The organism is Arthrobacter sp. ISL-69 (assembly GCF_018613775.1).
Classification (GTDB): domain Bacteria; phylum Actinomycetota; class Actinomycetes; order Actinomycetales; family Micrococcaceae; genus Arthrobacter.
In genome coordinates this window covers 24264-49952 of record NZ_JAGGPO010000056.1, presented here as the reverse complement: position 1 = coordinate 49952, position 25689 = coordinate 24264, and the positions used below count along the sequence as shown (strand labels likewise).

The 25689-nt window shown below is 61.3% G+C and carries 22 protein-coding genes and 2 pseudogenes; 12 read left to right on the top strand and 12 right to left on the bottom strand.

Annotated features, from left to right (window positions below):
* The first annotated feature begins 67 nt into the window (after positions 1–67).
* Positions 68–232 carry a hypothetical protein gene (locus J7I79_RS23580; protein ID WP_214957619.1) on the top strand — a complete coding sequence of 55 codons (165 nt, stop codon included), beginning with the start codon at positions 68–70 and terminating at the stop codon, positions 230–232.
* Between the two features lie 21 nt (positions 233–253).
* On the opposite strand, the gene J7I79_RS23575 is transcribed toward J7I79_RS23580, so the two are convergent.
* Positions 254–1270 carry a LacI family DNA-binding transcriptional regulator gene (locus J7I79_RS23575; RefSeq protein WP_311380658.1) on the bottom strand — a complete coding sequence of 339 codons (1017 nt, stop codon included), beginning with the start codon at positions 1268–1270 and terminating at the stop codon, positions 254–256.
* 234 nt (positions 1271–1504) lie between these two features.
* On the opposite strand from J7I79_RS23575, the gene J7I79_RS23570 reads away from it, so the two are divergent.
* From J7I79_RS23570 to J7I79_RS25065, 6 genes and pseudogenes are all read left to right on the top strand, one after another.
* A complete protein-coding gene (locus tag J7I79_RS23570) occupies positions 1505–2857 on the top strand; it encodes an extracellular solute-binding protein (protein WP_251043213.1) in 1353 nt (450 codons plus the stop codon).
* A gap of 81 nt (positions 2858–2938) precedes the next feature.
* Positions 2939–3904, top strand: a complete 966-nt coding sequence (locus J7I79_RS23565; RefSeq protein ID WP_214957614.1) for a carbohydrate ABC transporter permease — start codon at positions 2939–2941, stop codon at positions 3902–3904.
* A gap of 44 nt (positions 3905–3948) precedes the next feature.
* Positions 3949–4788 (top strand): carbohydrate ABC transporter permease, encoded by an 840-nt coding sequence (locus tag J7I79_RS23560; protein WP_251043212.1) that lies wholly within the window; start codon positions 3949–3951, stop codon positions 4786–4788.
* 52 nt (positions 4789–4840) lie between these two features.
* On the top strand, positions 4841–5821 hold the full coding sequence (locus J7I79_RS23555; RefSeq protein WP_214957611.1) for a glycoside hydrolase family 68 protein: 981 nt from the start codon (positions 4841–4843) through the stop codon (positions 5819–5821).
* A 40-nt stretch (positions 5822–5861) separates the two neighbouring features.
* Entirely contained in the window at positions 5862–8102 is a 2241-nt protein-coding gene (locus J7I79_RS23550) for an alpha-galactosidase (RefSeq protein ID WP_214957609.1), read from the top strand.
* 267 nt (positions 8103–8369) lie between these two features.
* Positions 8370–8511 (top strand): annotated as a pseudogene (locus J7I79_RS25065) (aldo/keto reductase); the annotation flags it as partial.
* A gap of 529 nt (positions 8512–9040) precedes the next feature.
* Here the strand turns inward: J7I79_RS25065 and J7I79_RS23545 are convergent.
* On the bottom strand, positions 9041–9721 hold the full coding sequence (locus J7I79_RS23545; protein ID WP_214957607.1) for a TetR/AcrR family transcriptional regulator: 681 nt from the start codon (positions 9719–9721) through the stop codon (positions 9041–9043).
* 185 nt (positions 9722–9906) lie between these two features.
* On the opposite strand from J7I79_RS23545, the gene J7I79_RS23540 reads away from it, so the two are divergent.
* The gene (locus J7I79_RS23540) at positions 9907–10971 is read left to right on the top strand and encodes a 3-keto-5-aminohexanoate cleavage protein (RefSeq protein WP_214957606.1); all 1065 of its coding nucleotides are present in this window, start codon (positions 9907–9909) and stop codon (positions 10969–10971) included.
* A complete protein-coding gene (locus J7I79_RS23535) occupies positions 10968–12608 on the top strand; it encodes a long-chain-fatty-acid--CoA ligase (RefSeq protein WP_214957604.1) in 1641 nt (546 codons plus the stop codon). The genes J7I79_RS23540 and J7I79_RS23535 overlap by 4 nt, the downstream gene beginning before the upstream one ends.
* Positions 12609–13118: 510 nt before the next feature.
* Here J7I79_RS23535 and J7I79_RS23530 read toward each other — a convergent pair.
* The 5 genes from J7I79_RS23530 to J7I79_RS23510 form a co-directional block, all read right to left on the bottom strand.
* Positions 13119–14453 (bottom strand): MFS transporter, encoded by a 1335-nt coding sequence (locus J7I79_RS23530; RefSeq protein WP_214957602.1) that lies wholly within the window; start codon positions 14451–14453, stop codon positions 13119–13121.
* Between the two features lie 90 nt (positions 14454–14543).
* Positions 14544–15434, bottom strand: a complete 891-nt coding sequence (locus tag J7I79_RS23525; protein WP_214957600.1) for an alpha/beta hydrolase — start codon at positions 15432–15434, stop codon at positions 14544–14546.
* A 2-nt stretch (positions 15435–15436) separates the two neighbouring features.
* Positions 15437–15874, bottom strand: coding sequence for a nuclear transport factor 2 family protein (locus J7I79_RS23520; protein ID WP_214957598.1), 438 nt, complete (start codon positions 15872–15874; stop codon positions 15437–15439).
* A gap of 19 nt (positions 15875–15893) precedes the next feature.
* Positions 15894–16679 (bottom strand): alpha/beta fold hydrolase, encoded by a 786-nt coding sequence (locus J7I79_RS23515; protein ID WP_214957596.1) that lies wholly within the window; start codon positions 16677–16679, stop codon positions 15894–15896.
* A gap of 79 nt (positions 16680–16758) precedes the next feature.
* Complete coding sequence (locus J7I79_RS23510) at positions 16759–17160, bottom strand: tautomerase family protein (protein WP_214957595.1); 402 nt, start codon at positions 17158–17160, stop codon at positions 16759–16761.
* Between the two features lie 148 nt (positions 17161–17308).
* On the opposite strand from J7I79_RS23510, the gene J7I79_RS23505 reads away from it, so the two are divergent.
* The 3 genes from J7I79_RS23505 (at position 17309) to J7I79_RS23495 (ending at position 21467) form a co-directional block, all read left to right on the top strand.
* A complete protein-coding gene (locus J7I79_RS23505) occupies positions 17309–17761 on the top strand; it encodes a MarR family winged helix-turn-helix transcriptional regulator (RefSeq protein ID WP_214957593.1) in 453 nt (150 codons plus the stop codon).
* Positions 17762–17984: 223 nt separating this feature from the next.
* Complete coding sequence (locus tag J7I79_RS23500; protein ID WP_214957591.1) at positions 17985–18704, top strand: flavin reductase family protein; 720 nt, start codon at positions 17985–17987, stop codon at positions 18702–18704.
* A gap of 576 nt (positions 18705–19280) precedes the next feature.
* The gene (locus J7I79_RS23495; protein WP_214957589.1) at positions 19281–21467 is read left to right on the top strand and encodes a glycogen debranching N-terminal domain-containing protein; all 2187 of its coding nucleotides are present in this window, start codon (positions 19281–19283) and stop codon (positions 21465–21467) included.
* A gap of 399 nt (positions 21468–21866) precedes the next feature.
* On the opposite strand, the gene J7I79_RS23490 is transcribed toward J7I79_RS23495, so the two are convergent.
* From J7I79_RS23490 to J7I79_RS25060, 5 genes and pseudogenes are all read right to left on the bottom strand, one after another.
* Complete coding sequence (locus J7I79_RS23490) at positions 21867–22199, bottom strand: hypothetical protein (RefSeq protein ID WP_214957587.1); 333 nt, start codon at positions 22197–22199, stop codon at positions 21867–21869.
* Between the two features lie 601 nt (positions 22200–22800).
* Positions 22801–23184, bottom strand: a complete 384-nt coding sequence (locus J7I79_RS24475; RefSeq protein ID WP_311380659.1) for an MFS transporter — start codon at positions 23182–23184, stop codon at positions 22801–22803.
* 15 nt (positions 23185–23199) lie between these two features.
* Entirely contained in the window at positions 23200–24108 is a 909-nt protein-coding gene (locus J7I79_RS23485) for an MFS transporter (protein ID WP_251043210.1), read from the bottom strand.
* Positions 24109–24314: 206 nt separating this feature from the next.
* Positions 24315–25391, bottom strand: coding sequence for an acetyl/propionyl/methylcrotonyl-CoA carboxylase subunit alpha (locus J7I79_RS23480; RefSeq protein ID WP_214957586.1), 1077 nt, complete (start codon positions 25389–25391; stop codon positions 24315–24317).
* A 9-nt stretch (positions 25392–25400) separates the two neighbouring features.
* A pseudogene (locus J7I79_RS25060) lies at positions 25401–25678 on the bottom strand (biotin carboxylase N-terminal domain-containing protein); the annotation flags it as partial.
* Between the last annotated feature and the right edge of the window lie 11 nt (positions 25679–25689).

Genomic DNA, 25689 nt, shown 5'->3' with positions numbered 1-25689 from the left:
GAAGTGCTGGTATTCCTCACGGCCTGAGCCTCGGCCCAAACGAGCAAAAAGAGAAGAGGACAAGTTCGTGACGAGCGCGCACGATGCGCTGCTAGCCAACATCATCGGGGCGGTCATGGTCATCAACATGACCGTCCCGGCATTCGAGACACTGAGCGGCACCTCAGTCACCGGGAGCGTCCGAGACCATCTGGGGACCCTTCCGCGGGACCGTCAACACGCGGGCGATTAACGCAACTACGCGCCTGCCGCGTCAGCAGCCACAGGACCGGCGGATGATGAGCTCTGTGCCGAGAAGTTGGATCTTCCCGTCTGAGTCGTCGTGGGAGAGGGCCGCTTCGATAACTGCCTCAGCGATCTGGCTGATGGGCTGCCGGACAGTCGTGAGCTGAGGCCAGCTGAATTCCGATTCGGACGTTCCGTCGAACGAGACGACGGCAATGTCGTCGGGTATGGACAGGTCGGCTTCATGGATGGCGCGCAGGGCGCCTACCGCCAGCAGGTCAGAGCTCGCGAAGATCGCCGTGGGCGGCTTCGGCAGCTCCAGCAGTCGGCGGGTGGCCTCGTAACCGCCCTGCCTCGTAAAGTCGGTGAATTCCGCGGGCCCCTCGGGCAGGCCGGCATTGCGCAGCGCCTTCTTCCAGCCGTTATGTCGCGGGTCCACGCGGGAGGGGTCGATGTCCCGGCCGACCAGAATGGCAATGTCCTGGTGGCCGTGGCCGATAAGGTGCTGCACACCTATGGCCGCTCCCTGTTCAAAGTCGGTACTGATCGTGGGTATGCCGTGCACAGAGCTGGACTGGTCAACGAGCACCCGGGGAATTCCCTGGACCGCCATGGCGGCGACTTCACTTGGGCTGAGCACTGTAGCGAGGATGATCGCGTCGACCTGCCGCGACACGAGGTTGAGGGTGTTTTGCCGCTCGGTGTCTGCATCCGTGCGGGAGTTGGCGGCGAGGAGTGCGTAGCCTCGGGCGGCAGCCGCCTGCGCGATGGCGTCCGTAAGCTCAGCGAAATATGGGTTCGTACTGTCAGGGACAATCATCCCCAAGAGCCGCGCCGAGCCCATGGTCAGGGCCCGGGCGGTCGCATTGGGCTGATAGTGGAGCACCTTGATGGCTTCGCGCACCCGGGCCGCAGTTGCTGCCGCGACCGGCTTGGGGCCGCCGTTGATGACATAGCTGACAACTGCCGTGCTCACCCCCGCGTAGCGGGCAACGTCCGTTCGCGTTACTTTTCCGGATCCGGCCTGTACCTGCAGACTTCCCACGAAGACCACCCTCCCACTCCCTTGTTCCCACAGTCTACCCGCGTTGAACCACTAATTGTCGCGTTTGAGCCTTTATTTGCTTGGCAAATAATGATGCTTGCATACACCAGTCTACCCGCGTAGACTCGTGTTCAAGCCCATGAGTAGTGATCCTCCTCACGCTTCTCGCCTGATGATGTCCCAGGCATTTTGAACGCTTTCCAGAAAATTTCACATTCTCCGAAGGGATCAATGATGACCATTCCAAAATCTCCGAGCGGGGCGCGGATCCTCACCGCGGCTGCCGCTGTCTCCATCGCGGCATTGGCTCTGACCGGCTGCGGCGGCCCGGGAACCGGCAGTACCGGTCCTTCCGTTGAGGCGGGCTCCGGTGAAGGCACCATTAATGTTTGGGCCGTCGACGGTCAGGCGGCTGAGAACGACGCGCTGAAGAAGATCGTCTCGAACTTCGAGAGCTCTCAGAGCAAGATCAAAGTGAATCTCAAGCTCTTCCCCTCCGACCAGTACACCAAGGCGGTGAACTCTGCCGCGCCGGGTGACTTGCCCGATGTTCTGGACTTCGATGGCCCTACCTTGGCCAGCTTCGTCTACAACGGCAAGATGGCCCCGCTGAAAGGCTCCGTGTCCGACGGAACACTGTCGAACCAGACAGACTCGATCAAGGCCCAGAACACTGTCGATGACGCCGTGTATGGCGTAGGCATGATGAACGCCGGCCTTGCCCTGTGGGGCAACAAGAAACTCCTGGACGCCGCAGGTGTTGCGTACCCGACCACCCCGGAAAAGGCCTGGACGGCTGAGGAGTTCACGGGAGTCCTGGGCAAGCTCGCCACTGTGGTCCCGGGAGGAAAGCCACTGGATCTTTCGGAGCAGTACGGTTTTGCCGGCGAATGGGGAACCTGCTGTTCGGCCGGGCCGGTCATCTGGTCCGGCGGCGGCACCATGCTCAAGGACAACAAGGCATCTGGGGCGCTGAACTCAGAGGCCAACGTGAAGTCCCTGACGCAGTTCGCGAGCTGGAAGAAGTACACGGATCCTAACGCGGACGGACTGGCGTTCACGAGCGGACGTGTCGCTCTGAGCTGGGTCGGGCACTGGACCTACCCCACATACAAGGCCCTGGGCAGCGATCTGGTCTCCATCCCCCTGCCGAACTTCGGCAAGGGAACAAAGACCGCATCCGGAACCTTTGCCTGGGGCATGGGCGCCACTTCCAAGAACGGCGCTGCGGCGGGGAAGTTCCTGGACTTCATGATGAATGACGACAGCGTCAAAACCTACACCGACGCCAATGGTGCCCCTCCCGCGACCAAGACGGCACTGGCCACATCCGCCCTCTACGGCCCTGGAAAGCAGCTGCAGCTCCTTGGTGATCAGCTGAGCAAGGCATGCGGCACCGAGGACCAGATCAACGACACATGCGTCAGCGTCACCCGACCGGTGACCGCAGGCTACCCCACCGTCACGGATCAGGTGGGCAAGGCCGAGGCGGCCATCTACGCAGGCAAGGACGCCAAGGAAGCACTGAGCGCCGCCGCCCGCGCCATCGACCAGAACTTCGCCGACAACGACGGCTACAAGAAATAGACCTCCGGCAGTCGTCCGGCCGCCGCAACCATGGCGGTCGGCCGGACCTCTCCGGACTCGCTCCCAGCGAAAGCCTCCATCATGACCACTCAAACGCAACAGCTCCAGGCCCCCACCGTGCCGGCAAGGCGACGGTCCTCCGCCGGTCTTTCCGGACACCGGTTCGCGGGCCCCCTCTTCGCCAGCCCGGCCCTGCTCGGACTCGCCATCTTCCTCGTCGCACCGTTCGTGCTCGCACTCGTGCTGTCCTTCTACCGGGTGCAGCTCAACAGCCCGCGTCCGGCCCGTTTCGTTGGATTCGAACAGTACGCCCGCCTTTTCACCGATCCTGACCTGGCCGCAGCTTTCGGCCAGGCACTGCTGAACAACTTCACTTTCGCCCTCATTGTCGTACCTGTGCAAACGGTTTTGGCTCTGGCCCTGGCCGTACTCGTCAACCGCAAACTGCGCGGCATGGTGATCTTCCGAACCTTCATCTTCATGCCCCTGGTGTTCCCGCTGGCCCTGACAGCCGTGATCTGGCGGCTCATCTACTCCAGGGGAGACCAGGGACTCCTGAACGCCATCCTGGGGCTCTTCAGCGGCGGCGCGTTGTCCAGCCACGACTGGCTCGGCGATCCCTCCACGGCGCTGGGATCGATCATTGTCATGTCGATCTGGCAAAGCGTGAGCTTCCAGATGATCATCGTTCTCGCTGCGCTGCAAAGCGTACCGACCGAACTGTATGAGGCGGCATCGCTGGACCGTGCCAGCAAGTGGGCCCAGTTCCTCAACGTCACCGTGCCCGGTATCAGAAACACCCTGATCTTCGTTGCTCTGATCACGACGATCTTCTCGTTCAGGCTCTTTGACCAGGTGTATCTCCTGAGCCGTTCCGGGAGCGTTGACCGCGGTTCGACCGAGACCGTGATGACGCAAATCATCAACACCGGGTTCGATAACAACAACGTGGGTCAGGCTGCCGCAATGACCGTCATATTCATGCTGATCATCACCGTGATAGCAATCATTCAACGCGCCGTGGCGCGCCAGCGAGGAGGCGTCTGATGACGATGTCCAAGGCCTTGAAACCAGGACGGCGGGGCGGGAGCATGAAACGCACTCGACGCTGGCAAACCGCCCTCCACTACCTGATACTGGGCGTGGTCTCGCTGTTCTTCTTCCTGCCCGTCTACTACCTCATTGTTGGAAGCTTCCGCCCGTCTGCCGAGGTTCTCAGCGGACTTAGCGGCTTCGTTCCAACGAACCTGTCCTTCGACAACTACACGGGCGTCTTCGACCACCTCAGTTCCGATGCCACCGGGTATTTCGTGCAGTTCGCGGCCGTCTCAATGATTGTCACTACCGCGGTCGTTGCAGGGAGCCTGGTCGTGAATTCCATGGCGGCCTACTCCTTCGCCAGGATGCAATGGCGCGGGAAAAAGATCCTCTTCCTGCTGGTGATTGTCCTGACGATCATCCCGTTCGAGGCCGTCGCCCTGCCTCTGTACTTCATGTTCTCCGGCCAGCGGGACACCGTCTTCATCCAGGCGATCCCGTTCGTTGCCAACGCGTTCTCGATTTTCCTGTTCTATACCTTCTTCCTCGACGTTCCCGGAGAGATTGAAGAAGCTGCCCGCCTTGACGGTGCCGGGCCGTTCAGAACGTTCTTCCAGGTCGTGGTGCCCATCACCAGGCCCGCATTTGCCACTGTCGCCATTCTTACCTTCCTGGCCCAGTGGGGATCGTACCTGTGGCCTGTCCTGATGGTCTCGGACCCCACCGTCCGGCCGCTGCCGCTGGCTATCGGCATCTTCCAAAACCAGCAGCCGCCTGAGTGGGGCCAGGTACTGGCCTTCGGAACGATGTTCATCCTGCCGGTCCTGGCGGTCTTCCTGATCTTCCAGCGTTGGTTCGTCGCCAGCATCAGCAGCTCCGCAGTCAAGGGCTAACACTTCCCACGGCGGCCCGAGCGGCCGGCCACAAGCAGTTAGGTGTATTAAATTGGTTTTCAGTCTCGAGGACTCCTGGGTGTGGGACTTCTGGCTAGCCGACGACGGCTCCATCTACCACATGTACTATCTACATGCTCCAAAGAGCCTCGGCGACCCGGCGCTCCGGCACCGCAACGCACGGATCGGACATGCCACCTCACGGGACCTGAGCAACTGGGTCTCGCACGGCGTCGTCCTTCAGCCCGATGACCCGGATGCTTTTGACGCGACCTCAACCTGGACCGGCAGCGTGCTCAGAGGCCCCGACGGAATCTGGCGGATGTTCTACACCGGCGCCCGGTTCTACGAGTCACACAACATCGAGGCCATTGGCGTCGCCACGTCCCCCGACCTCCACACCTGGACCAAGCACCCGTCCGTCGTGATTGAAGCGGACGGACGCTGGTACGAAAGATACGGTGATTCGACCTGGCCGGAAGAGGCTTGGCGGGACCCGTGGGTGTTTGCCGATCCGGCCGGCGAGGGCTGGCACATGCTGATTACAGCCAGGGCAAAGGACGGAGACGTCGACAACCGCGGGGTCATCGGGCACGCTGTATCCGCTGACCTGGAGACCTGGGAGGTCAGGCCCCCGCTAAGCCAGCCCAGTGCCGGTTTCGGACACCTTGAGGTTCCGCAGACCGTGGTCATGGGCGACCGATCCGTCCTGTTGTTCTCCTGCGGCGTGGACACCCTCGCTGTCAGGAAGGCCGAAGGGTTCGGCGGCGGCGGGATCTGGAGCCTGGAAACGGACCAAACAAGCGGCCCCTACGACGTCGGATCGGCAGCAGTGGTCACGACTGCACCTCTCTACAGCGGCCGACTCATCCGGGACCGTGCAGGCCAATGGCTGATGATGGCCTGCCATGATGCCAACACCGACGGCTCCTTCGACGGTGTCGTGTCCGATCCAACACCAGTCCACTGGGACCCGGAACGCGGCAGCCTGACCACGGCACCACCACAAACCAGCACCGCCAACGAGCGCTAGCCCACACCGGTCTTGACCGCACCAACGCATGAGGAGTTCTATGCCAACCGATAGCCAGGGCGCGATCCTGCAGCTGACCGCAGCCGGAGTGTCAGTCCTGATAGACGCCACGGACGGCCAGCTGCCCGCCGTCGTCCACTGGGGAGCCGAACTTCCGGCTTTGACTGCCGAACAGGCCCAGGCTCTGGTTGGGGCCAGCGTTCCGGTGACCGGGTCCAATACCGTCGACCTGCCGCCCCGGCCAAGCCTGCTGCCCGGGCAACACGGCGGCTGGACAGGACGCCCCGGATTACGCGGCTCCTTCGACGGCGTCGGATGGTCGACCAAGTTCCGCACTGACACCGTGTCCCTGAACGGCACACCGGTCACAGGATTCACCACCTCCGGCGCCGGCCTCCTCGAAATCAGTGCCCTTGACGACGCCGGACGGCTGCGCCTGGACTTGACGCTGGAGATGCTCCCGGGCGGCCTGCTGCGCAGCCGGGCGGAACTGACCAACCTGTGCGACAAGACGTACACTGTCGACGATCTCGCCTTGTCCTTCCCGATTCCCGCGGAGGCCACAGAGTTGCTGGACTTCGCAGGCAACCACAACTATGAACGGATCCCGCAGCGTGGCACCCTGCGGACCGGCACGCACCTGCGCGAGAACCGCAAAGGCCGCACCGGGGCCGACAGTGCGTACATTCTGCACGCAGGAACTCCTGGATTCGGATTTGGTAGCGGCGACGTCTGGGGCGTCCACACGGCGTGGAGTGGAAACCACCAGCACTACGCCGAGCGCGTCTTCACTGGCGAGCAGCTGCTCGGCGGCGGGGAATTGCTCCTGCCCGGTGAAGTTAGGCTGGGCCGCGACGAGAGTTATACAACCCCTTGGATTTATGCCTCGTACGGGGCCGGACTCGACGAGGTCGCGCGCCGCTTCCACACACATGTGCGCAGCCGCACGCCACGGGTTACCGCCGAGCGGCCCGTAACGCTCAACGTCTGGGAAGCCGTCTACTTCGACCACGAAGAGAACAAGCTCATCGACCTGGCTGAGCGCGCCGCCGCCGTCGGCGTCGAACGGTACGTGCTCGACGACGGGTGGTTCGGTTCACGACGCGACGACACGTCCGGACTGGGCGACTGGGTGGTTTCCCCAGACGTGTGGCCCACCGGGCTCCACCCCCTGGTTGACCGTGTCCACGAACTCGGCATGCAGTTCGGCCTGTGGTTTGAACCAGAGATGGTCAACCCGGACAGCGACGTCGCCCGCGCGCACCCGGAATGGATCATGGCCGCCCGCACCGACTGGCCCGTGGAGTCGCGCCACCAGCAGGTCCTCAACCTCGGCATCCCTGAAGCCTACGAACACGTCAGAAAGCAGATCCTCGCCCTTCTGGCGGAGTACCGGATCGACTACATCAAGTGGGACCATAACCGCGACCTCATCGAGGCGGGCAACCAGCTGGACGGAGGCCGCCCAGGCGTCCACCAACAGACACTGGCGTTCTATTCACTGCTTGGGGAAATCAGGTCACTACATCCGGGGCTGGAGATCGAATCATGCTCGTCGGGTGGCGCCCGCGTCGACCTCGGCGTGCTGGAACACACGGACCGGGTCTGGGTGTCGGACAACATCGACCCGCACGACCGACAGACCATGCTCCGCTGGACCACGCAACTGCTGCCGCCGGAGTACATGGGCTCCCACATCGCGTCGGGCCGTTCCCACACCACCGGCCGCCAGCACGACTTGGCGTTCCGTGCCGGCACCGCCATCTTCGGACACCTCGGCGTTGAGTGGGACCTCGCCCACGCCAGCGAGGAAGATCTCGACGGCCTGCGCGGGTGGATCGCCTTCTACAAGCAGGAACGCAGCCTCCTGCTGGACGGCGACGTCGTCCGAATGGACGGCCCCGATTCGAACGTCATGGTCCACGGCGTCGTCAGCAAGGACCGTTCGCGTGCGATCTTCGCAGCCGCGGCACTCGACAGCCTCTACCCGGATCCTGCCGGGCGCCTGAAAATCCGCGGACTCGACCCGCACGCAACCTACCTGGTGGAACCCGTCTCCACAGGGGCCACCCCCTCCGGACTCCAGCCACCCGCGTGGTGGGGCCAGCCAACAGCGGCCGGCCAGGCAATTGAATGTACCTCCCTGCGCGGAACCGCCCAGAACGACGTGAACTTTCCCGGAGCCAGCTTCCCCGGCAGTGTCTTGTCGAACGTGGGAGTCACGTCCCCCAGAATCCACCCCGATCAAGTGGTCCTCTACCGCGTCACCAGAACCAACTGACCACACGAAAGGTACGACACAGGCAGGATGCGGACCGCGCACTCCGGCCAGGACGACGTCACAGCGGCCCTCTGCGGCCGAAGGTACGGAAGAGTTTTGAGAAGCAAGGGAACCACGATGCTTACTCCCATCGAACCGGCACAGACCCTGCACGTCACCGACGAACGCGCCACGTGGACTTCACCGGAACTGTGATGCGGCCCTGGCGTACCTGACAACGGGTAGTTCGCCGACTCGGCTTCCTCGAACGGCAGGCAGAAAGGCACCATGACGTACTCGGCAGCGGAAACCGCTATGAAGCCACGCCGTACCGCCGAGTCGGCCGCAGCGGACTCAAACTCCCCCGCTATCCCTCTAGGGCCTATGGCACAACCTCGGCCACGACAAGCGCTTCAAAGAACAGCGTGCCGGCACACATGGCTCGCCATGCATCTCGGTGACGTTCGAGTTCTGCCAGTCCATCCGGACGACGTCGCCGGAGAGCTGACAGTGGCAAGGACAACTATTTCAGCCCGGGCGGGGCGGTCGTGTCCGGCCTTGCCCGGTCCCGGCTGAGTTAGCGGCTTGTTTGGGACTGCCCGCATAGCTTCAACACGCTCGACTTGATCAGAGGGGCCGCCCAAACCTACGACGTCGGGCAGAGAATTTGGTCCAAGGTCAAACACAGAGACGTCCTGGACACGGTGTGCGGCGCGGTAATCGGCAGCAGGACACAGCCAACGGCGATCGTCGCAGGCCGGCTCATTGACAGGCGGCCCCGGATCGTTGGACGGTCCTCAGGGTGCACTGGACAGGTTCAGCAAAGACAAAGGCCCGGTCCGGCTGACACTGGTGGAACCTACGGCGTGGACCACGCCGGAATTCAGAGAGCCCGTGCATGGAGAACCAGCAGGGTGGCAGATTGCCATCGTCTCGGCCGCTGGCATTGGACCCTTCTTTTAGGCCCTGCCGCCGGATTCGCGGGTAAGGACTGCCAGCCAATCAGCTGCGCGCAGTCGGTCCTCGGGAGTCGCCTTAAGGATGCCAAGCGCGTAGTCCGCAAAGTTTTTACTCACCTCTTCAATCGACAGCGGTCCCGCGGGACTGAACCATGTGGGGACGTGCTCGCACATTGAGATGATGGCGAAGACCGGCAACGACGGAACTGCGGCGTGGAATTGTCCAGCCGCCAGGCCCGCATCTACCGTCCTGTGCAGGAAGTTGTAATACTCGCGTTCCAGGGACTTTAGGCTTCCGCGATACTCAGCGTTGAAATCCTGGAGTCGGTCGCTGGTTCCCATGAGTACGCTGTACGCCATGGCGATCTCGGGCCGTTGAAGCTTGAACTGCACGTGGGCCCGGACTGATTCGGCCATGCGCAGCGTCGGATCCGTACTGGCCGTTCGGGCGCGGACGTACTCATTAAATTCGGACATGGCCCAATGGAAGGCCTCGAAAGCCAATTGCTCCTTGGACTCGAAGTGGTAGTAAATGGCAGGCGCCGAGACTCCGACTTCGGAGGCGATGCTCTTCAGGTTCGTTCCACTGATCCCCTGAAGTGCAAAATGCCGGGCTGCGGCCGTCAGGAGAGACTCCCTGTTGTTGGGCAATCTGCTCTTGCCCGATGTCGCTTTGGTCAACGTTGGCCACCCTTCCCAATCCATGAGCCTAGTGCAGGATACGCGGGACCGCCCACGTTCCGTCCGTTGGGCCGCCGACCTTGACGCCCTAGGTTACTTAACGTTAAATAAGCGTATCGGCACTTACTTAATGTTAAGTAAATATAGCCGTTACTACCAAGTAGCTCGCAATGAAGGGAAGCAACATGGGAACCATTGACTGGGACCGCGTACAGCGTGGCGTGGCGCGGGAAAAGAACAAAATGATCTGGCGCCCTTACGGCACACCCCACATCATGGACCTGGAAGGCTCGTCGTTCCACGACGTACCCACGTCACAGCCCTGGTCGGACATTCCAACCGAGACCATCGTCTCCGTGGCAATCACTGGGGCGTTCTTCGGTAAAAAGGAGAATCCCAACCAACCCATCTCGCCGTCGGAAATCCTGGCGTCAGCACGCGAGGTTGCTGAAGCGGGCGCCAGCACAGTCCACCTCCATGTCCGGGATGAAGCCGGTTACAACGTCCTCTCCCCCGAACTCTTCAAAGAGGTCACTGAACCCCTGCATGCAGAGTTCCCTGATTTGCCGGTCGACGGCTGCCTCGTGCCGGCACTCGATGGCGAGTGGGAAAAGATGGAGGAAATGTTGGGCCTGGGGCTTCTCGACGCTGCCCCCATCAATGCCACAGCTACCTATATCGGTGACTCACTTTTTGCGAAGCCTGCCCCGATCATCCTCGAGAAGGCCCGCCTCATCAGGGAAGCCGGCAGCGTTGCCGAAATCGCCGTCTACACGGATGCCGACGTCAATATCGCCGACCGCCTCCTCATCAAGAGCGGCTTGATTCCGCTGCCGGCCACCTGGCTTGTCCTGCCCGCGCTCCCCGGCGGCAGTCCCATGAACAACCACAGGCAGATGATTTCCGGACTGACCCGGATCGTCGAAGCCATCCGGGACATCGATCCGGACGGCGTCATCATGGTCTGCGCCGCCGGGCGGGCCTCCCTCCACCTGGCGACCCTCGCAGTCCTGATGGGACTTCACGTCCGCATCGGAATGGAGGACACCTACTACATGTGGCCCCACCGTACAGACCGCATCGAGTCGAATCTTGCTGTCTTCGAGACCATGAAGGGCATCGTTGAATCCCTCGGCCGTACCGTGGCGACGCCGCAGCGGGCGGCCGAGATTATGGGCCTTTCCCTGAAGCGACAGGAGACTGCTGACATGAGCACCATCGTAAACAGCCGCTCGGGAGGAGCAGGATGAAGTCGACCATGCAGGATGTTGAGCTCAGCGTAGTCGACATACTCGAGCATGGGGCGGGCAGTTTCGGCGACAGTAAAGTCTTCACCCTCCTGGAAAATGGAGTCCAGGAAACCACCTTTTCAGCTGTCGCTGAAAACTGTTCACGGCTCGGTACCTCATTGGCTTCCCTTGGCGTAGGAGTGGACGACACGGTAGGTACGCTCGCCTGGAATACGCGCGAGCATTTGGAGTGCTACCTGACAATTCCCAGTCTGGGCGCAGTCCTTCACACGCTGAATCCACGGTTCAGCGCGGATGACCTCACCTGGTGCATCAACGACGCCGGAACTTCCGTCATCATTGTCGACGACATGCTCTTGGCCACGCTTGTGAAGTCCATTGAGCACACGCCAGGTGTGCGGGCAGTAATTCACTACGCAAACGGCGAACCCGGGGAACACACCGGCGCGCAACTCGAAGCCATAGCCGCCGCGGGAATCAACGTGTTGCATTATCAGGACCTGATAAACAACAGCGCGCCCGCTTCCGTCTGGGTACGTGTCCCTGAGCGCTCCGCCGCCGCTCTTTGCTACACCTCGGGAACGACCGGGCGCCCAAAGGGCGTGGTGTACAGCCACCGCTCGATCTGGCTGCATTCCCTAATGAACACCAGCGCCGCCCAGTTCGGGCTTTCCAGACAGGACACCATCCTGCCGGCAGTTCCAATGTTCCATGTGATGGGCTGGAACCTGATTTTCTCCGCCTTCATGGTGGGCAGCAACCTTGTTCTGACCAATCGTTTCAACCAGGCGATACGCCTGCTGGAAGCCATAACGGCGCTGAAACCGACGTTCGGGGCGGGAGTCCCCACGATCTGGAGCGATGTTGCCTACACTTACGATTCCGGATCAGATAATGCTTACGACATCTCGTCGCTGCAGCGGATCTCCTCCGGTGGGGCTGTGGTTCCTGAGGCCCTCATCATGTGGTGGCAGAACCGGCACCACGTGGCAATCCTTCACGGCTGCGGGATGACTGAAACCTCGTCCACCATGACCTCCGGAATTCCACCACTGGGGTTTGAGTTCGGGACCTTATCTCCTTACCAGCGCACACAGGGACAATTCGTCATTGGGATCCAGAGCAGGATCGTTGATGCGGAGGGAAATTTCCTTCCCAAGGACGGCCGGGCGGCCGGCGAGCTGCAGCTTCGTGGCCCGTGGGTGGCCAGTGGATACCTGCACGGCCATAGCGATGCCATGACCGCGGACGGCTGGCTGCCCACCGGGGATATCGCGTCGATCTCACCCAACGGTTACCTCACCTACACGGACCGCATCAAGGACATCATCAAGTCCGGTGGCGAGTGGATTTCATCCGTGGCCCTCGAAGCCCACCTTGCAGGCCACCCCGGTGTCCGCGAGGCCGCGGTCATAGCGGTGGACGACGAAAAGTGGCAGGAGAGGCCCGCGGCGATCATCGTTCCCAGCGGGGAAACCCCAAGCATCCAGTCGTTGAAGGACTACGTTTCGGCAGCTTTTCCGAAGTTCTGGCTGCCGGACCATTGGATCTTCGTAGAGGCACTGCCCAGGACTTCCGTGGGGAAGTACGACAAAAAACTACTCCGGGATAACTTCCGGGCACAGTCGACAGGCTGACCACGGCGACACAGCCGACCGGATGCGACAGAGCTTCAGTGCAGGGGCGAAACGGTCCAGGACAACAGTCCTGGACCGTTTCGCGTTCCGCCTGTTACTGGGTATCGGCCACACTGCGCGTACCTTCTGCGGTGGCCAGCGGCTTTTGGCCGCTTACCCCAGTGGCGTCACGCACATAATGCCCGCAGAGCCCACAGTGTCACCAGTGCTGTGGCCGCAGCCTGGAAAGGCAGCAGCCGGGCCGCCGTGCACTGGGCTCTGTCCCCCATGCCTTCGGCTCGCATCCAGGGCCGATGAATCTCTGCGACCGGTCGGCTTCCGCAAGCGTCGGCAATCTTCGCGCCCTGAACTACGTGCTTAGCCGCCAGGACGGACATCCGGGTGGCTCGGTTAACGCCGGAAACGGGGGCCTCTTGTCGTCAGGACGAGTCTGCTGACCCGTATTGACGACAGAGGCCCCCGTACCTTTCAAGGCAGGCCAGGCTGGTTTTCGGCCAGCGGAAGGGGTCGCTAGTGCACCAGTGCCGGGCTGCTTTCCCTGGCGCTTTCGCGACCGGACATGGCCCAGACCCCGGCCATGGAGAGCGCGGATATGACAAGCGGTGCTGCGAACAGGATGAAGATGTTCTCTGCTGCCCACCCGCCGGCCAGCAAGTAGCCTACGAGGATCGGTGAGACTATTGACACGAGCCGTCCGATGCCGATCATCCAGCCGATGCCTGTGCCGCGGAGGGCCGCGGGGAAGAGCGTTGGAGTGGCCGCATAGAAGCCGCACACGTTGACAGAGGTAATGACGCCAAGACCCACCCCTACGAGGATGGCCACCGGCGTCTGGTTGAACACAAGACCGAAAATGACGTAGGCCGCTGCCGCCACCAGCAGGCCCCAGAACAACAGGTGGCGGACCTTGACGAAGAACGCCAACACGCCAAAGACGATGCCGCCGGCAATGCCACCCATGTTGATGATCAGGCCCATGGTTACCCCAAGGGCGTCGTCCCCGGTGGCGGCCGCCATCAGCTTTGGGGTCCAGGTCGTGGCGAAGTAGTAGGAGGCGATCATCATTCCGTAACCCAGCCAGAGCAACAGTGTCCGGGCCGCCGTACGACCCGTGAAAAGTTCCTTAATCCTCCCCTGTTCCTGCAGGTCCGCAGCCTGCGGCGGCAGCGCGGAGATTGCGGGACGTCCCATCTTCACCATGATGCTGTTGACACTGGCCAGAGCACCTGCGGGCCGCCTGCTCAGCAGGTAGTCGAGCGACTCAGGCAGATAGCGCCAGGCCACAAGAAGCACCAGGACGCTGATGCCGGCGCACACTGTGAAGACTGAACGCCAACCGAACTGCGGAATCAACGGACTGGCGATCAAGCCACCGAGGGTGGCTCCGATGGGGAACCCCATGGTGTAAATGCCAAAGATCGTCCCTCGACGTTTCTCTGACGAGTATTCGGAGACAAAGACGTTGTTGTTGGCGATCATGCCACCAATGCCCAGCCCTGCGAGTACTCGGAAAGCCATGAGTTGCACGACATCGGCTGCGAAGACCGACAGGATCATGCCGACGCTCGCTATCGTCAAAGCCACAAGGGTGAGCCGCCGGCGGCCGATTCGGTCTGAAAACGGTGTCAGGAACAGCGAGCCGGCGGCCATCCCCACGAGCCCCGAACTCAGGAGGAATCCCAGGGTGACCGGGTCCAGGTTCCAGCTTCGGGAAAGGGCCGGGGCAGCATAGGCTGCGATGGCGATGTCGATGCCGTCAACGATCATGAGCGCGGTGGCCACGGCAACGGCCCTCACCTGGAATCGGCTCATGGGCGAATGTTCGATGTCCTCAAGAATGTCCATTTTACGTCCTTGTAAATTAGATGGTTGAGCGGATGAACCCGCCGCCGGCGGCGGGGGCACAATGCCGGGAGACGCCGTGCCCCGCGGCGGTTAGAGGTTGTTCGTGAACCACGCCAGGGCGGCAGAGGATGCGGCCTGAAACTCAGTTTCGTAGGGCGAAAAATGCCCGCCGCGAATCGTTACCAGCCTTTTCGGCTCCAGGGCGTTTTCGTAGGCCCGTAACGCCAGATCCGTGACTGTGACGGTGTCCCGCAGGGCAACAACGAGAAGCAGCGGCGTAGGTGAGACCCTCGGTGCCCAAGGTCCGGGCTCGTAGGAACGTGCAGCCCGGGTGGACCGCAGTGTCACGTCATTGACCCAGGTTTCCCTGGCCGATACCTGGGTGTAGAAATCGATGGCGTCCGGGCTCCTGTAGGCCGCGGGTTCGTCCAAATCAGAGGAGACCACACGGGTCCTGCGCGGGGCTCCTCCCCTAAAGGGCTGCCGTTCGTCTTCGGCGAAAGCCGCTTCGAGGGAGGCCGTCGCATCCGGGGATACCCGGCGCTGGCCCTGGTCATATCCGCTGATGGTGGGTACCTGGGCCACGACACAACTCAGTCTGCGGTCGGTTGCGCCGAGAACTATCGCATGGCCGCCGGCGAAGCTGGTTCCCCAGATTCCGATGCGATCCGGTGCCACTCCTGGCTGCATCTCCAGGAACGTGATGGCCCGGCGCCAATCAGCGATTTGCCGCCATGGATCGATGTCGTGGCGGGGAGTTCCCTCGCTCGTCCCAAAGTTTCGGTGATCATGAACCAGAACAATGAACCCTTCAGCAGCGAAGGCTCTCGCGAAAGAGTCCAGGCCATGCTCTTTCACGGCTGCAAAGCCGTGGGCCATCGTGATGGCCGGCTTCAGCCCGCTGCCTTCGGGCCGGTACAACCAGCCCCGAAGGATGACACCGTCTTCTCCTTCGAATTCGACGTTGGAACGAATGGTCATCGCTACTGCCGGCCAGGGAGGGTAATGCGTTCGAAGCGCTGAGGCTCGTGGCCGGCGATGACGTCCCGCCCACGGGCGGTATCTGCGTAGAGGCGTCCCTGGACTATCTGCCCGTTTGCAACCTTGAACAGGAAAAGATGTTCGTTGCGCATCCGTATACCGCGCTTGGAGAGTGCGTCCGTGGCAACCGGAACCACAATCGAGTCCCCGCTATGGATGATTTCGTGGGCGTGGTAGCGGAAGTATTCCCATTCTTTGCCGACTTCCTTCCAGTAGGCTACAAACTCATCTGGCCCGATGTACCGTCCGCCATAAGGCAGTGAATCTGACATTTCGAAAGCGAAGTCCGGCGCCAACAGGTTGATCAAGGGACCGCGGTCGTTGGCTTCATAACCGGTGAAGGCGGTTTTGACTGCCTCCACAATTTCGTTGCTGGTCATGGTCGTTCTTTCATTTGAATTAGTTGGAGTGAGTCTTTGTCAGAACCCTGGCAGACAGGATGTGCCGGGCGACTGCCTCAGCGACCAGCGCCGGTGACTCCAGCGGTGGGAAATGGCCGGTACCCGGAAGAATCACATGTTCCGAGTGGGAGAACTGCGCCGCGATCCTGCCTGCCACGGGCGGTCCCAGCACGGGATCAATCTCTCCGCTGGCTACCAGAACCGGCCCGGTGTATTCACCGATGTTCTTGGAGACGTCATCGGCGGTCCATGCCCTGAGATAACTCCGAAGGGTGGCTTCATCCGCGGTGGCCTGCGTTAGAGCGGCGACGTACTGGCTGAATCCTTCCGAACGCTTCCCGCCGGCGAGAGTGCTCACCACACCCTGCATCGTGGCTTTGGACGATGCAGCGCTCAGGAACAGGTTTTCGGATTCGGCATCCAGTGGAAATCCTTCACTGGGAACGGAACTGATCAGGGAAGCTGTCAGGATTCGTGAGCGACTCTGATCATCCGCGAGTACGGCCTGGACCGCCTGGCCTCCCATCGAGTGCCCCACCAGGTGGAACGTTTCCCAGCCGAGCTGATCAGCTACCGCAACCAGGTCACGCCCCATAGCGGCGATCGATGCTTCCTCGCCGAAGGACGACATCCCGTATCCATGGAAGTCCGGGAATACCCACGTCAGCTTTTCGGAGTCAAGGAAGGGAAGCATCGGGGCGTAAGTCACTCCGGAGGCGACCCAGGAATGGGCGCAGAGGACGCGGACGGGGCCGGATCCGTGCGTGTAGAAGGAAAGTGACATGGGGGAACCTCATTGTTTCCGTGATGTGGGCGGATGTGGAACTGACTTAGGAGTTGGCGAACGGTCCGCTCTGCAGGGGCTACCAGCGGGGGGCGACTTCGGCCAATTGGAGTTCGCCCCGGCCGAAGGAGAAATTGTCATTCGGGACAGGCACCAGCGTGATGAAGATGTCGTCCGGTGAAATGCCCAGCGCTTCCGTTGCGAGCCTGCTTATGTGTGCGGCAAGGGTTTGTTTGTCATCCAAGGGCCGGTGGGCGCCTACAAAGACGGTTATGAACATCGCGTCGTCGCTGCGGTCCATGCCCATGAACGTTGGATGCAGGAAAAGCTCGGCATCTCCGTGCTCGGTGATCATGATGAAGCGGTCGCCCTCAGGCACCCCCAGCCCCTGCACGAGTGACTGGTTAAGGGCGTCGGCCAGAGCGCGCTTCTGCTGGGTGGTGTATCTACCCGCCGGAACGTGGGCCTCGAATACTGGCATGAGCCATCCTTTCGTGGAATCCGAATGTGACGTGCTGCACATCTCAAATAGGAGCATATGCTCCTATGATGGGAGTGTCAATGACTTTCCCACCTCGCTGGAAGCGGGGTTAAGGTGGGACAAGTCGGATCGAACAGGAGTGGAAGCCATGGCGGGAACGATTGCGCAGCTGGACGGGACCTGCAACTGCTTTGCCCTCAGGAAGGCGTCGCGCTACCTGACCGCAGCCTATGACCAGGCCCTGGCCCCCACGGGCTTGCGTGCCACGCAATTCACGATTCTTCAGAAAACTGCATCCCAGGGCGCATTGTCAGTCACGGAACTTGCCGAAATCATGGCCATGGACCGAACCACCTTGGCCACCAACCTCAAGCCCCTGGCAAGGGCGGGTCTGGTCACCGTCGAGCCCTCAGAGCAGGACCGGCGGAAGAAAATGACCAGGATCACCGATGCGGGTTTGGCCAAGTTCGAGGAATCCCTCGCCCTCTGGTCCGGAGCCCAGGACAAATTCGAACACAACTACGGTGAGGCCAAAGCTGCCGAACTCCGGCGCATGCTGTCACTGGTTTTAGGAACAGGCTTCGATCCCTGGACGGCCTGAGCGCGCCGTAGCCCTTTTCGCCCGCGCCCTCCAAGCATGCCGGCGGCCGGCCCTGAATGAAAACGTGAGTCCCAGGAACTTATCCTGTTCAAAAGGAAATTAGGAGTATATGCTCCTATCATCGTCGATCGATACCCCATCACATTCGAACAGCCGGGCAATGGAGCCCAGGGGCGCTCTCTCGCTGGCGTCCCGCCCACAGATCACCGCGAAAGTGAACACCATGATCATTCCCGCCGATTCATTGACGGCCGAGGCAGCCTACAAACTGCTCATCGGGTCAATCGTCCCCCGCCCTATCGCCTGGGTCAGTTCAGTTTCTCCCCAAGGGACGGCCAACATCGCCCCCATCTCGTTCTTCACGGCGGTCGGCCGCAAACCGCCGATGATTTCACTGACCCTGCAGCCCAGGTCCGATGGAAGGGTCTTGAAGGATACGTTCAACAACATCCGCGATACCGGGGAATTCGTGGTCAACATGGCAACGATTCCAAATTCCGACGCCGTTCACCGGTCCGCCTACGAGTTTGCCCCCCATGAAGATGAGTTTGAGCTCCTTGGCCTGGAAAAAGCACGCTGCGAAATTGTTTCCGTGCCGAGGATAGAGTCCGCGCCGATCGCCTACGAATGCTTGGTGGACCGGATAATTCCTGTCGGTGAGACGGATAACGTGGTTTGGGGACGCATCGTACAGTTCCACATCCGTGATGACCTCTACCTGGAACGCGGCCGCATCGATACGGCTGCGCTGGCACCGGTTGGCCGCCTCGCCGCCGAATACACCTTCGTGGAAAACGTATTTACAACCCCGCTACCAGCAGAGACGCTCGCCGCCCTTGAAGGAATTCGGATGCGCCGTCTTGACGAACTGGACAGCGGATTCTCGCCAATAGATACTGCCCTGTGGTCCGCATCAGGATCCACAAGACCGGCCGGTCAATAAAACTGCCACGAAGATTTTCTGCCCACCCTGCGTTGATGGAGCAGCCCGTCGAACCGTTGACGGGTCATAGACGCTGCAGGCTTGGTCCATGCCGTCTCTGGTCTGGGGTGGAGCCGGGGCCTGCGGATTGTTAGCCGCCATGAAAAACTGCCCATAGCGGCCGAGCGGCGCTGCCGCTATGGGCAGAAACTAATGGCCCTTGACATGGGGGATATCCCGTCACCCCTTCCCACGCCTTTGAGCGCCGACAGACGAGGACGTCACGACCTGAGATTCGTGCGTCGTCGATGACCGACACGGCGCAGGGGTAGCGGGCCGCCTTTATGGCGGGCTCGGGTCCGGTTTTTAGACCGCTCGTCTCTGTGGGACCCGTGGACTGGTCCGTTGCCGAGCCTTCCTGTAGTAGTCACAGTGGTCTGATTTGCATGGCTGATCCAGTCACAGGCAATAGTTGAGCCTTGCCCTGCCCCTGGCAAAGCCGGATAGTTTTCATTAAGGGGCGCCCCCAACAGCTGTAATGAGCAACGCCGTTCTAAGGACTACGGGTACCCCGGAAACGGCGATGGAGGTCGGAAGATGGCTGGCTGGAACAGCGATAACCTCGCAGGATCTGCCGGACCCGGCGCGGTGACATTGCTGGAGGGCTCCTCCTTCTGCATTTCCGCAGCCAACGGCGATATGTCCGCAGGGCGGCCGCAGGGAGCCTTTTTCAATGACACCCGGTTCATTGCCGAATGGAGCCTGACTATCAACGGGCACCCCATTGAACCGCTCTCCGCCGCCACGCCGGAGCCATACAGGGGCCATTTCGTCGGTGGGGTGCGCAGCAGCGACAGGGCCGACAGCACACTGCTGGTCGAAAGGGAACGAATTCTCAGTAGTGGACTGACAGAGAAGGTCACCGTACGTAATTACTCGCGGGCCCCCTTCCCCTGCAGCATAGCCATGGCGGTGGACACCGATTTCGCAGATCTGTTCGAGGTCAAGGAAGGTCACGTGTCGCGCCGATGGAAACAGCGACGTCGTGTTGAGGGCGATCATTTGATCCTGGAATCGGAGTGGAAAGGCCATCATCACGGCATGATCATCACCTGCCCCGGCGCGCGGGTTCAAGACCGCGCTATGGTATCCACGTTCACGATTCCGGCCCATGGCAAATGCACGTGGACAATTACAGCCATGCCGCAAGAGTACTTGGGCGGCACCGGAGCCGAGGGTAACGCTCGGCCGGGAAGCGAGCTCCCGCTGCAGGAAAAGATTCCAGACCACGTCGAGCCGTTTCGCCGGATAACAGAGTGGCGGGCAGCTATGCCTGTGGCTGACCTGGGGGATGACGCCGTCGAAAAGGTGATTAGGCGAAGCCAGGAGGATCTTGGCTCCTTGCGGATCTTCAACCGCGATCATCCCGACCGGGCTGTAGTGGCAGCCGGGGCACCCTGGTTCATGGCACTCTTCGGAAGGGATAGTCTTTTCGCTTCCTACATGTCCCTTCTGCTTGATCCTTCTCTTGCCCTAGGCACGCTCAGGACGCTCGCAGATTATCAAGGCAAAGAAGTAAACCCTCTCACAGAGGAAGAACCTGGGCGGATCCTGCATGAAGTACGCCTGGGAGTCAGCACGGGGGAAGCCTTGGCCGGACATGGGATCTACTACGGCACCGCCGACGCCACACCGCTATTCGTTGCCGCCTTGGGGGAACTGAACCGATGGGGACTCGAAAATGATGCAGTTCAGGAACTTCTTCCCGCCGCCGACAGAGCCCTTGCATGGATAGAAAATTACGGCGACCGAGACGGTGACGGATTCGTCGAATACCACCGATACACCGACCAGGGCCTGCTTAACCAGGGCTGGAAAGACTCGTGGGACGGGATCAACTTTGCCGACGGCACGCTGGCCGAGCCGCCAATAGCCCTCTGCGAAGTCCAGGCCTACAGTTACTCCGCTTACCTGGGTCGAGCACTGATCGCCCTCACTAACGGCGACACAGACACGGCAGAAATCTGCGCGGCTAAAGCTGCAAAACTCAAGGAAGCGTTCAATGAAGCCTTCTGGCTGCCGGACCGTGGATACTTCGCTATCGCCCTGGACCGTGACAAGAAACCCGTTGACGCCCTCGCCTCAAACATGGGTCATTGCCTCTGGACCGGAATTATCGACCAGGACAAGGCGGCATCGGTGGCTGAGCACCTCATGTCCCCGCAGATGTTCACCGGCTGGGGAATCCGCACGCTCTCCAGTGACATGGGCGCCTACAACCCGGCAAGCTATCACAACGGTTCAGTTTGGCCGCACGACAGTGCCCTTGTAGCAGCGGGACTGATGAGATATGGCTTCGTCGAAGAAGCGCAGAGGCTCTCCTACGGGCTATTGGAGGCCGCAGACCACTTCGGAGGTCGGCTGCCGGAATTGTTCTGCGGACTGGACCGCTCCAACTACCCAGTGCCTGTCCCCTACCCCGCCTCGTGTTCCCCCCAAGCCTGGGCATCGGCCGCACCCGTGCACCTGATCAGACTGCTGCTGCGTTTTGACCCCATACTGATATGGAATGAATTATGGCTGGCTCCCGCGCTACCGCCGGGAACACACTTTCGCCTGGAAAACGTGCCGTTTGCCGGACAGGCACGACTAACAATTGATGTAGACATGAACTCAAACAGCGTCATTGTTGAAGGGTTGCCGAACCACATAAATCTTCGCCTGGGCACGCGCCCGCCGCTTGCAGATCTGTTTAGGCTCACACGATCGGGCGGTAAGGAATAGAGGCACAAAGGCAGACCGTCATAGCGCTTTTGCCATGCAGCGTTCTCTCCCTTCATCTGCGTGTCCGCGGTGATAACGGGAGCGCGGCGCGGCGACGTCAGGGTCCACGCAACCGCGTACGGGAGACCAGCGGCAGTCCGGACATGCCTTGTGGTCAAACACGGTGACCGGCCTGCAGCGTGTAGCGCGGGCCTTCATAGTGACCACCGGGTTGTCGGCGCGTGTCGACGTCGTGACAACAGCGCCCGGGGCATCGAGGATGACATCGATGACCACGTAGAGACCTTTGCCGGATCGCGGAGCACCCTGGATGACCTTCGATTTCCTCCGTGGAGACATGGATCGTGGCACCGCGGGAACGGCCCAGTGTCCATGCCACGTCCTGGATCCATGGTTTTGCTAGCCCACACCCTTGGGGAGGTTCTCTGCGTGGTCGCACTCGGCCTCCGACAGCCCCGGGCTTCTTTCGTCAGGCGCATGGCGTCGTGCTTCTGCCGGCAGATAATATTCTGGTGTCTGCCTCGGCCAGCAGACCGAGTACCTTTTGCCTTGGTCGTAAGCCACTAACAGTTTGCCGCCGTCGGGATTGGTGACGGCTGCTCCAGCCAAGTGGCACCGCACCCGATCGCCAGGGACGATGCTTGCTCCGATGGATCCGATCAGCGCAGAAGTGTCCATCACCATCATGGGCGCATCGGCGTCGACGGCGACCGTAGACTGTGCGTCAAACATGCCTTCCAAGTCACCGGAGACCGTCCGCCTCTGGGAGTTGGCTGTCAGCGGCAGCCGCTCGCCGCCGTCGTTCCTTCCGCTCCTGGCGGTTCCCGCCCGACGGCGTACTCAACTGACTGGGTTATGCGTGTCATCGTGGACCCCGCCCGAACGGGAGTGCACCTGCGGCGAATGCAGCCCACTGCTATCCGGCCCAGAAGGCGAAATTCGACGACGGCTCCCGCGGCCGCCGGCTCCAGTTCCTCCCTGTGCCGGGCCAGGTCCGCCAGCCTCCCTGCAGTATTGGTCACGTAGGCAGCGGGCCTCACGTCTCCGTGTCCTGCGACGATCTCCTCCTCGCGCTGGGCGAACTTTTCTTCCTCAGTTCGCTGCTCACGGGTCAGCGGCCTGTCGAAGCCAGTGTTGATCCGCCAATTGGTTTCATGTGCTTCCTGAGCGGAGCGGATGTCCCGCAGCCAGATCAGAGGATGGAGGAAACCCGGAAACACCTTTTGCCGGGCCACTCAGCGATCCAGAGCGTGAGGGGAATCCGCGGTCCGGCCCCGGCAGAGGAGGTTTCTTAGCAGATGAATTGGTCGAAGGGGATAGTTGGTGCGAGCTTCTAGGCGTCTTTCAAATCAATGCCTTTGGTCTCGCGCAGTTTGTAGACCACGAGGCCAGTGAGTCCACAAAGGATCATGATGTAGATGTTCGAGAGCCAGCCCGATTCCCAGCTGTTAAAAAGAGCGTTGAGATACGGCGCCGTACCACCGAATACCGCGACGGAGAACGAGTAGGCGAAGCCAATTCCCTGGGTACGGATCTTCGTCGAAAATGCTTCAGATAGTACAGACGAGAGCAGTGCGCCAGCGGCTGCGATGATGAGAAGAGCGAGTGAGGAGGCCACGAACAGCGTCCATGGTTCGGAGTGGATCATACTCATTAGCGGGATCTGGGCGATGATCATGGCACCTGGGAACCCAATGAGGACTGGGCGCCGTCCGATTTTGTCCGATAACTTTCACCAGAGGGGCAGCGATGCCAGTGCAATCAGTTGCGCGAACACCGTGACCCAATAAGCGCCCTCGGCATCCATGCCTTGTCTGGTGATGGCATATGTCGACGCGTAGGAGGTCCATGTGTAGTGGGCTGCCGTGATTCCGGCCGTCATGCCGATCATCATCAGGATGGATCGGACGATCTTCTTTCGGTCCAGGGCCAGGGCGGTGTTCAGAGCCTGCTCCTCCTGCTGACCGTCGAATACCTCGCTTTCAGCCATGCTGCGGCGCATGTACAGTGCGGCGAGAGCGAGTACTGCACCGAAGAGGAACGGGATGCGCCACCCCCACTCGGCAACGGCCGAATCGGAGAGGATGTTCGTCACTCCGCCGCCGATTGTGAAGGCGAGGACGGATCCGCCGAAGATCGCCATGAATACGATCGAGCCCCACTGACCGCGCTTGTTGCGGGGTGCAATTTCGGCAATGTAGGTGTTGGCAGTTGCCGACTCACCGCCGTGTGCGAAGCCTTGGGCCACGCGGGCCAGCAAGAGCAGGAGCGAACCCGCGACGCCGATCTGCCCGTAGGTGGGCATCAGGCCAATCAACAGCGAGCCGCCTGCCATCATGAGCATGGTTGTGATCAATACAAATTTACGGCCCTTAACATCGGCTATCCGCCCGAACACAATGCCGCCCAGTGGGCGCATGAGGAATCCGACGGCGAATACCGCCAGGGTCGAGAGCAAGGCAGATACGCTGTCTTGCGAATTGAACATCGCCTTAGCGATGAACGGTGCGAAGACAGCATAGGCGCCCCACTCGTACCATTCCAGAACGTTGCCAACGGTGCTGGCCATCATCGATCGTCGTTTGCTGGCTGCCGCGCTAACCGAGCGCGGGGACTGCTCGACCTTGAGGTTCGTAGCCATGAAGACTCCTTCGTCGTCGTGAGTAGGAATGATTTGGTTGTTGTATTCGTCAGTTCCCCGCGGGGACCCAGAGGGTGAACGCACCACTTCCCATGCAAAAGAACTTCGAACACCGTCATGCCGCCGAGCGGTTCGCGGACGTCGTTCCGGGGCTGTCCTTGCTGAGAACGACGCCATACGCTACGTCGCGATCGCCCGCGCCTCACTCACCGTGCGTTCTCTCTCTCCAGGAGTTCGGCGACGAATGCAGTGTTGAACTCGCCGCTTGTGAACTCCGCGCTTTCGAGGATCCTTTTCTGGAACTGGGATGTGGTGGAGACGCCGTCGACGACAAGTTCATCGAGCGCGCGGATCATCCGGGCGATTGCCTCACTGCGATCCTGACCCCAGCAGATCAGCTTGCCGATCATCGAGTCGTAGAACGGAGGGATGCGGTAGCCCGATTCGATGTGGGTGTCCATCCTCACTCCGAAGCCGCCTGGTGAGCGGAAGTTGGAGATCGTCCCCGGGCTGGGTGCGAAGCCCCGGTCCGGGTCTTCCGCGTTGATGCGGCACTCGATCGCGTGGCCGCTGAAGACGATGTCGTCCTGTTCCAGGCCCAGAGGCAGTCCCCCGGCGATGTGCAACTGGAGCTTGATGAGGTCGATGCCGCTGACCATCTCCGAGACGGGGTGCTCAACCTGAATCCGGGTGTTCATCTCGATGAAGTAGTACTTGCGCTCGACGTTATCGAAGACGAACTCGACGGTGCCGGCATTCCGATACCCCACTTCCTTGCACAGGGCGACAGCGGCCTGAGCCAGGCCCTGCCGAAGATCTGCGTCCAGGACCGGCGACGGCGATTCCTCCACCAGTTTCTGGTTGCGTCGTTGCGCTGTGCAGTCGCGCTCTCCCACATGCAGCGCGGTGTGGCCATCCGAGATCAGCTGGATCTCAATGTGCCGGATGTCGGTGAGGTAGCGCTCGATGTACACCGAGGGATCGCCGAAGGCGACTTCGGCTTCGGACATGATTTCCGCCAGGTCCTTCTCGAGCGTTCCGGCCGTTTCCACGACGCGCATGCCTCGTCCGCCACCGCCGGCAGCCGCCTTGATGAGGAGGGGGTAGCCGACCTCGCCCGCGACCGCCAGCGCTTCGCTGAACTCGGCGATCGCGCCCACCGAGCCGGGCACGGTGGGCACTCCGGCCTGACGTGCGATCTTCTTGGCCTCGATCTTGTCGCCCATGCGCCGGATGACATCGGAAGCGGGGCCGATGAAGACGACACCCTCCTCTTCGCACATGGCGGCGAAATCGGCGTTCTCGGACAGGAAACCGTAGCCGGATGGATGGCATCAACCTTGAACGCCAACGCCGCCCCCAAAACCGCGCGGGCATCGCGGTAGCTCAGTTTCGCTTGCGCGGGACCGATGCAGACGGCCTGATCCGCCATCTTGACGGGCAGGGAGTCCACATCAGCCTCGGAATAGGCGAGCACGCTTCGGATACCCAGCTCTTTGCACGCCCTGATGACGCGCAGCGCGATCTCTCCGCGATTGGCGATGAGCACGCTTTTTAGCGGTGCAACCATCCGTTCCTCCT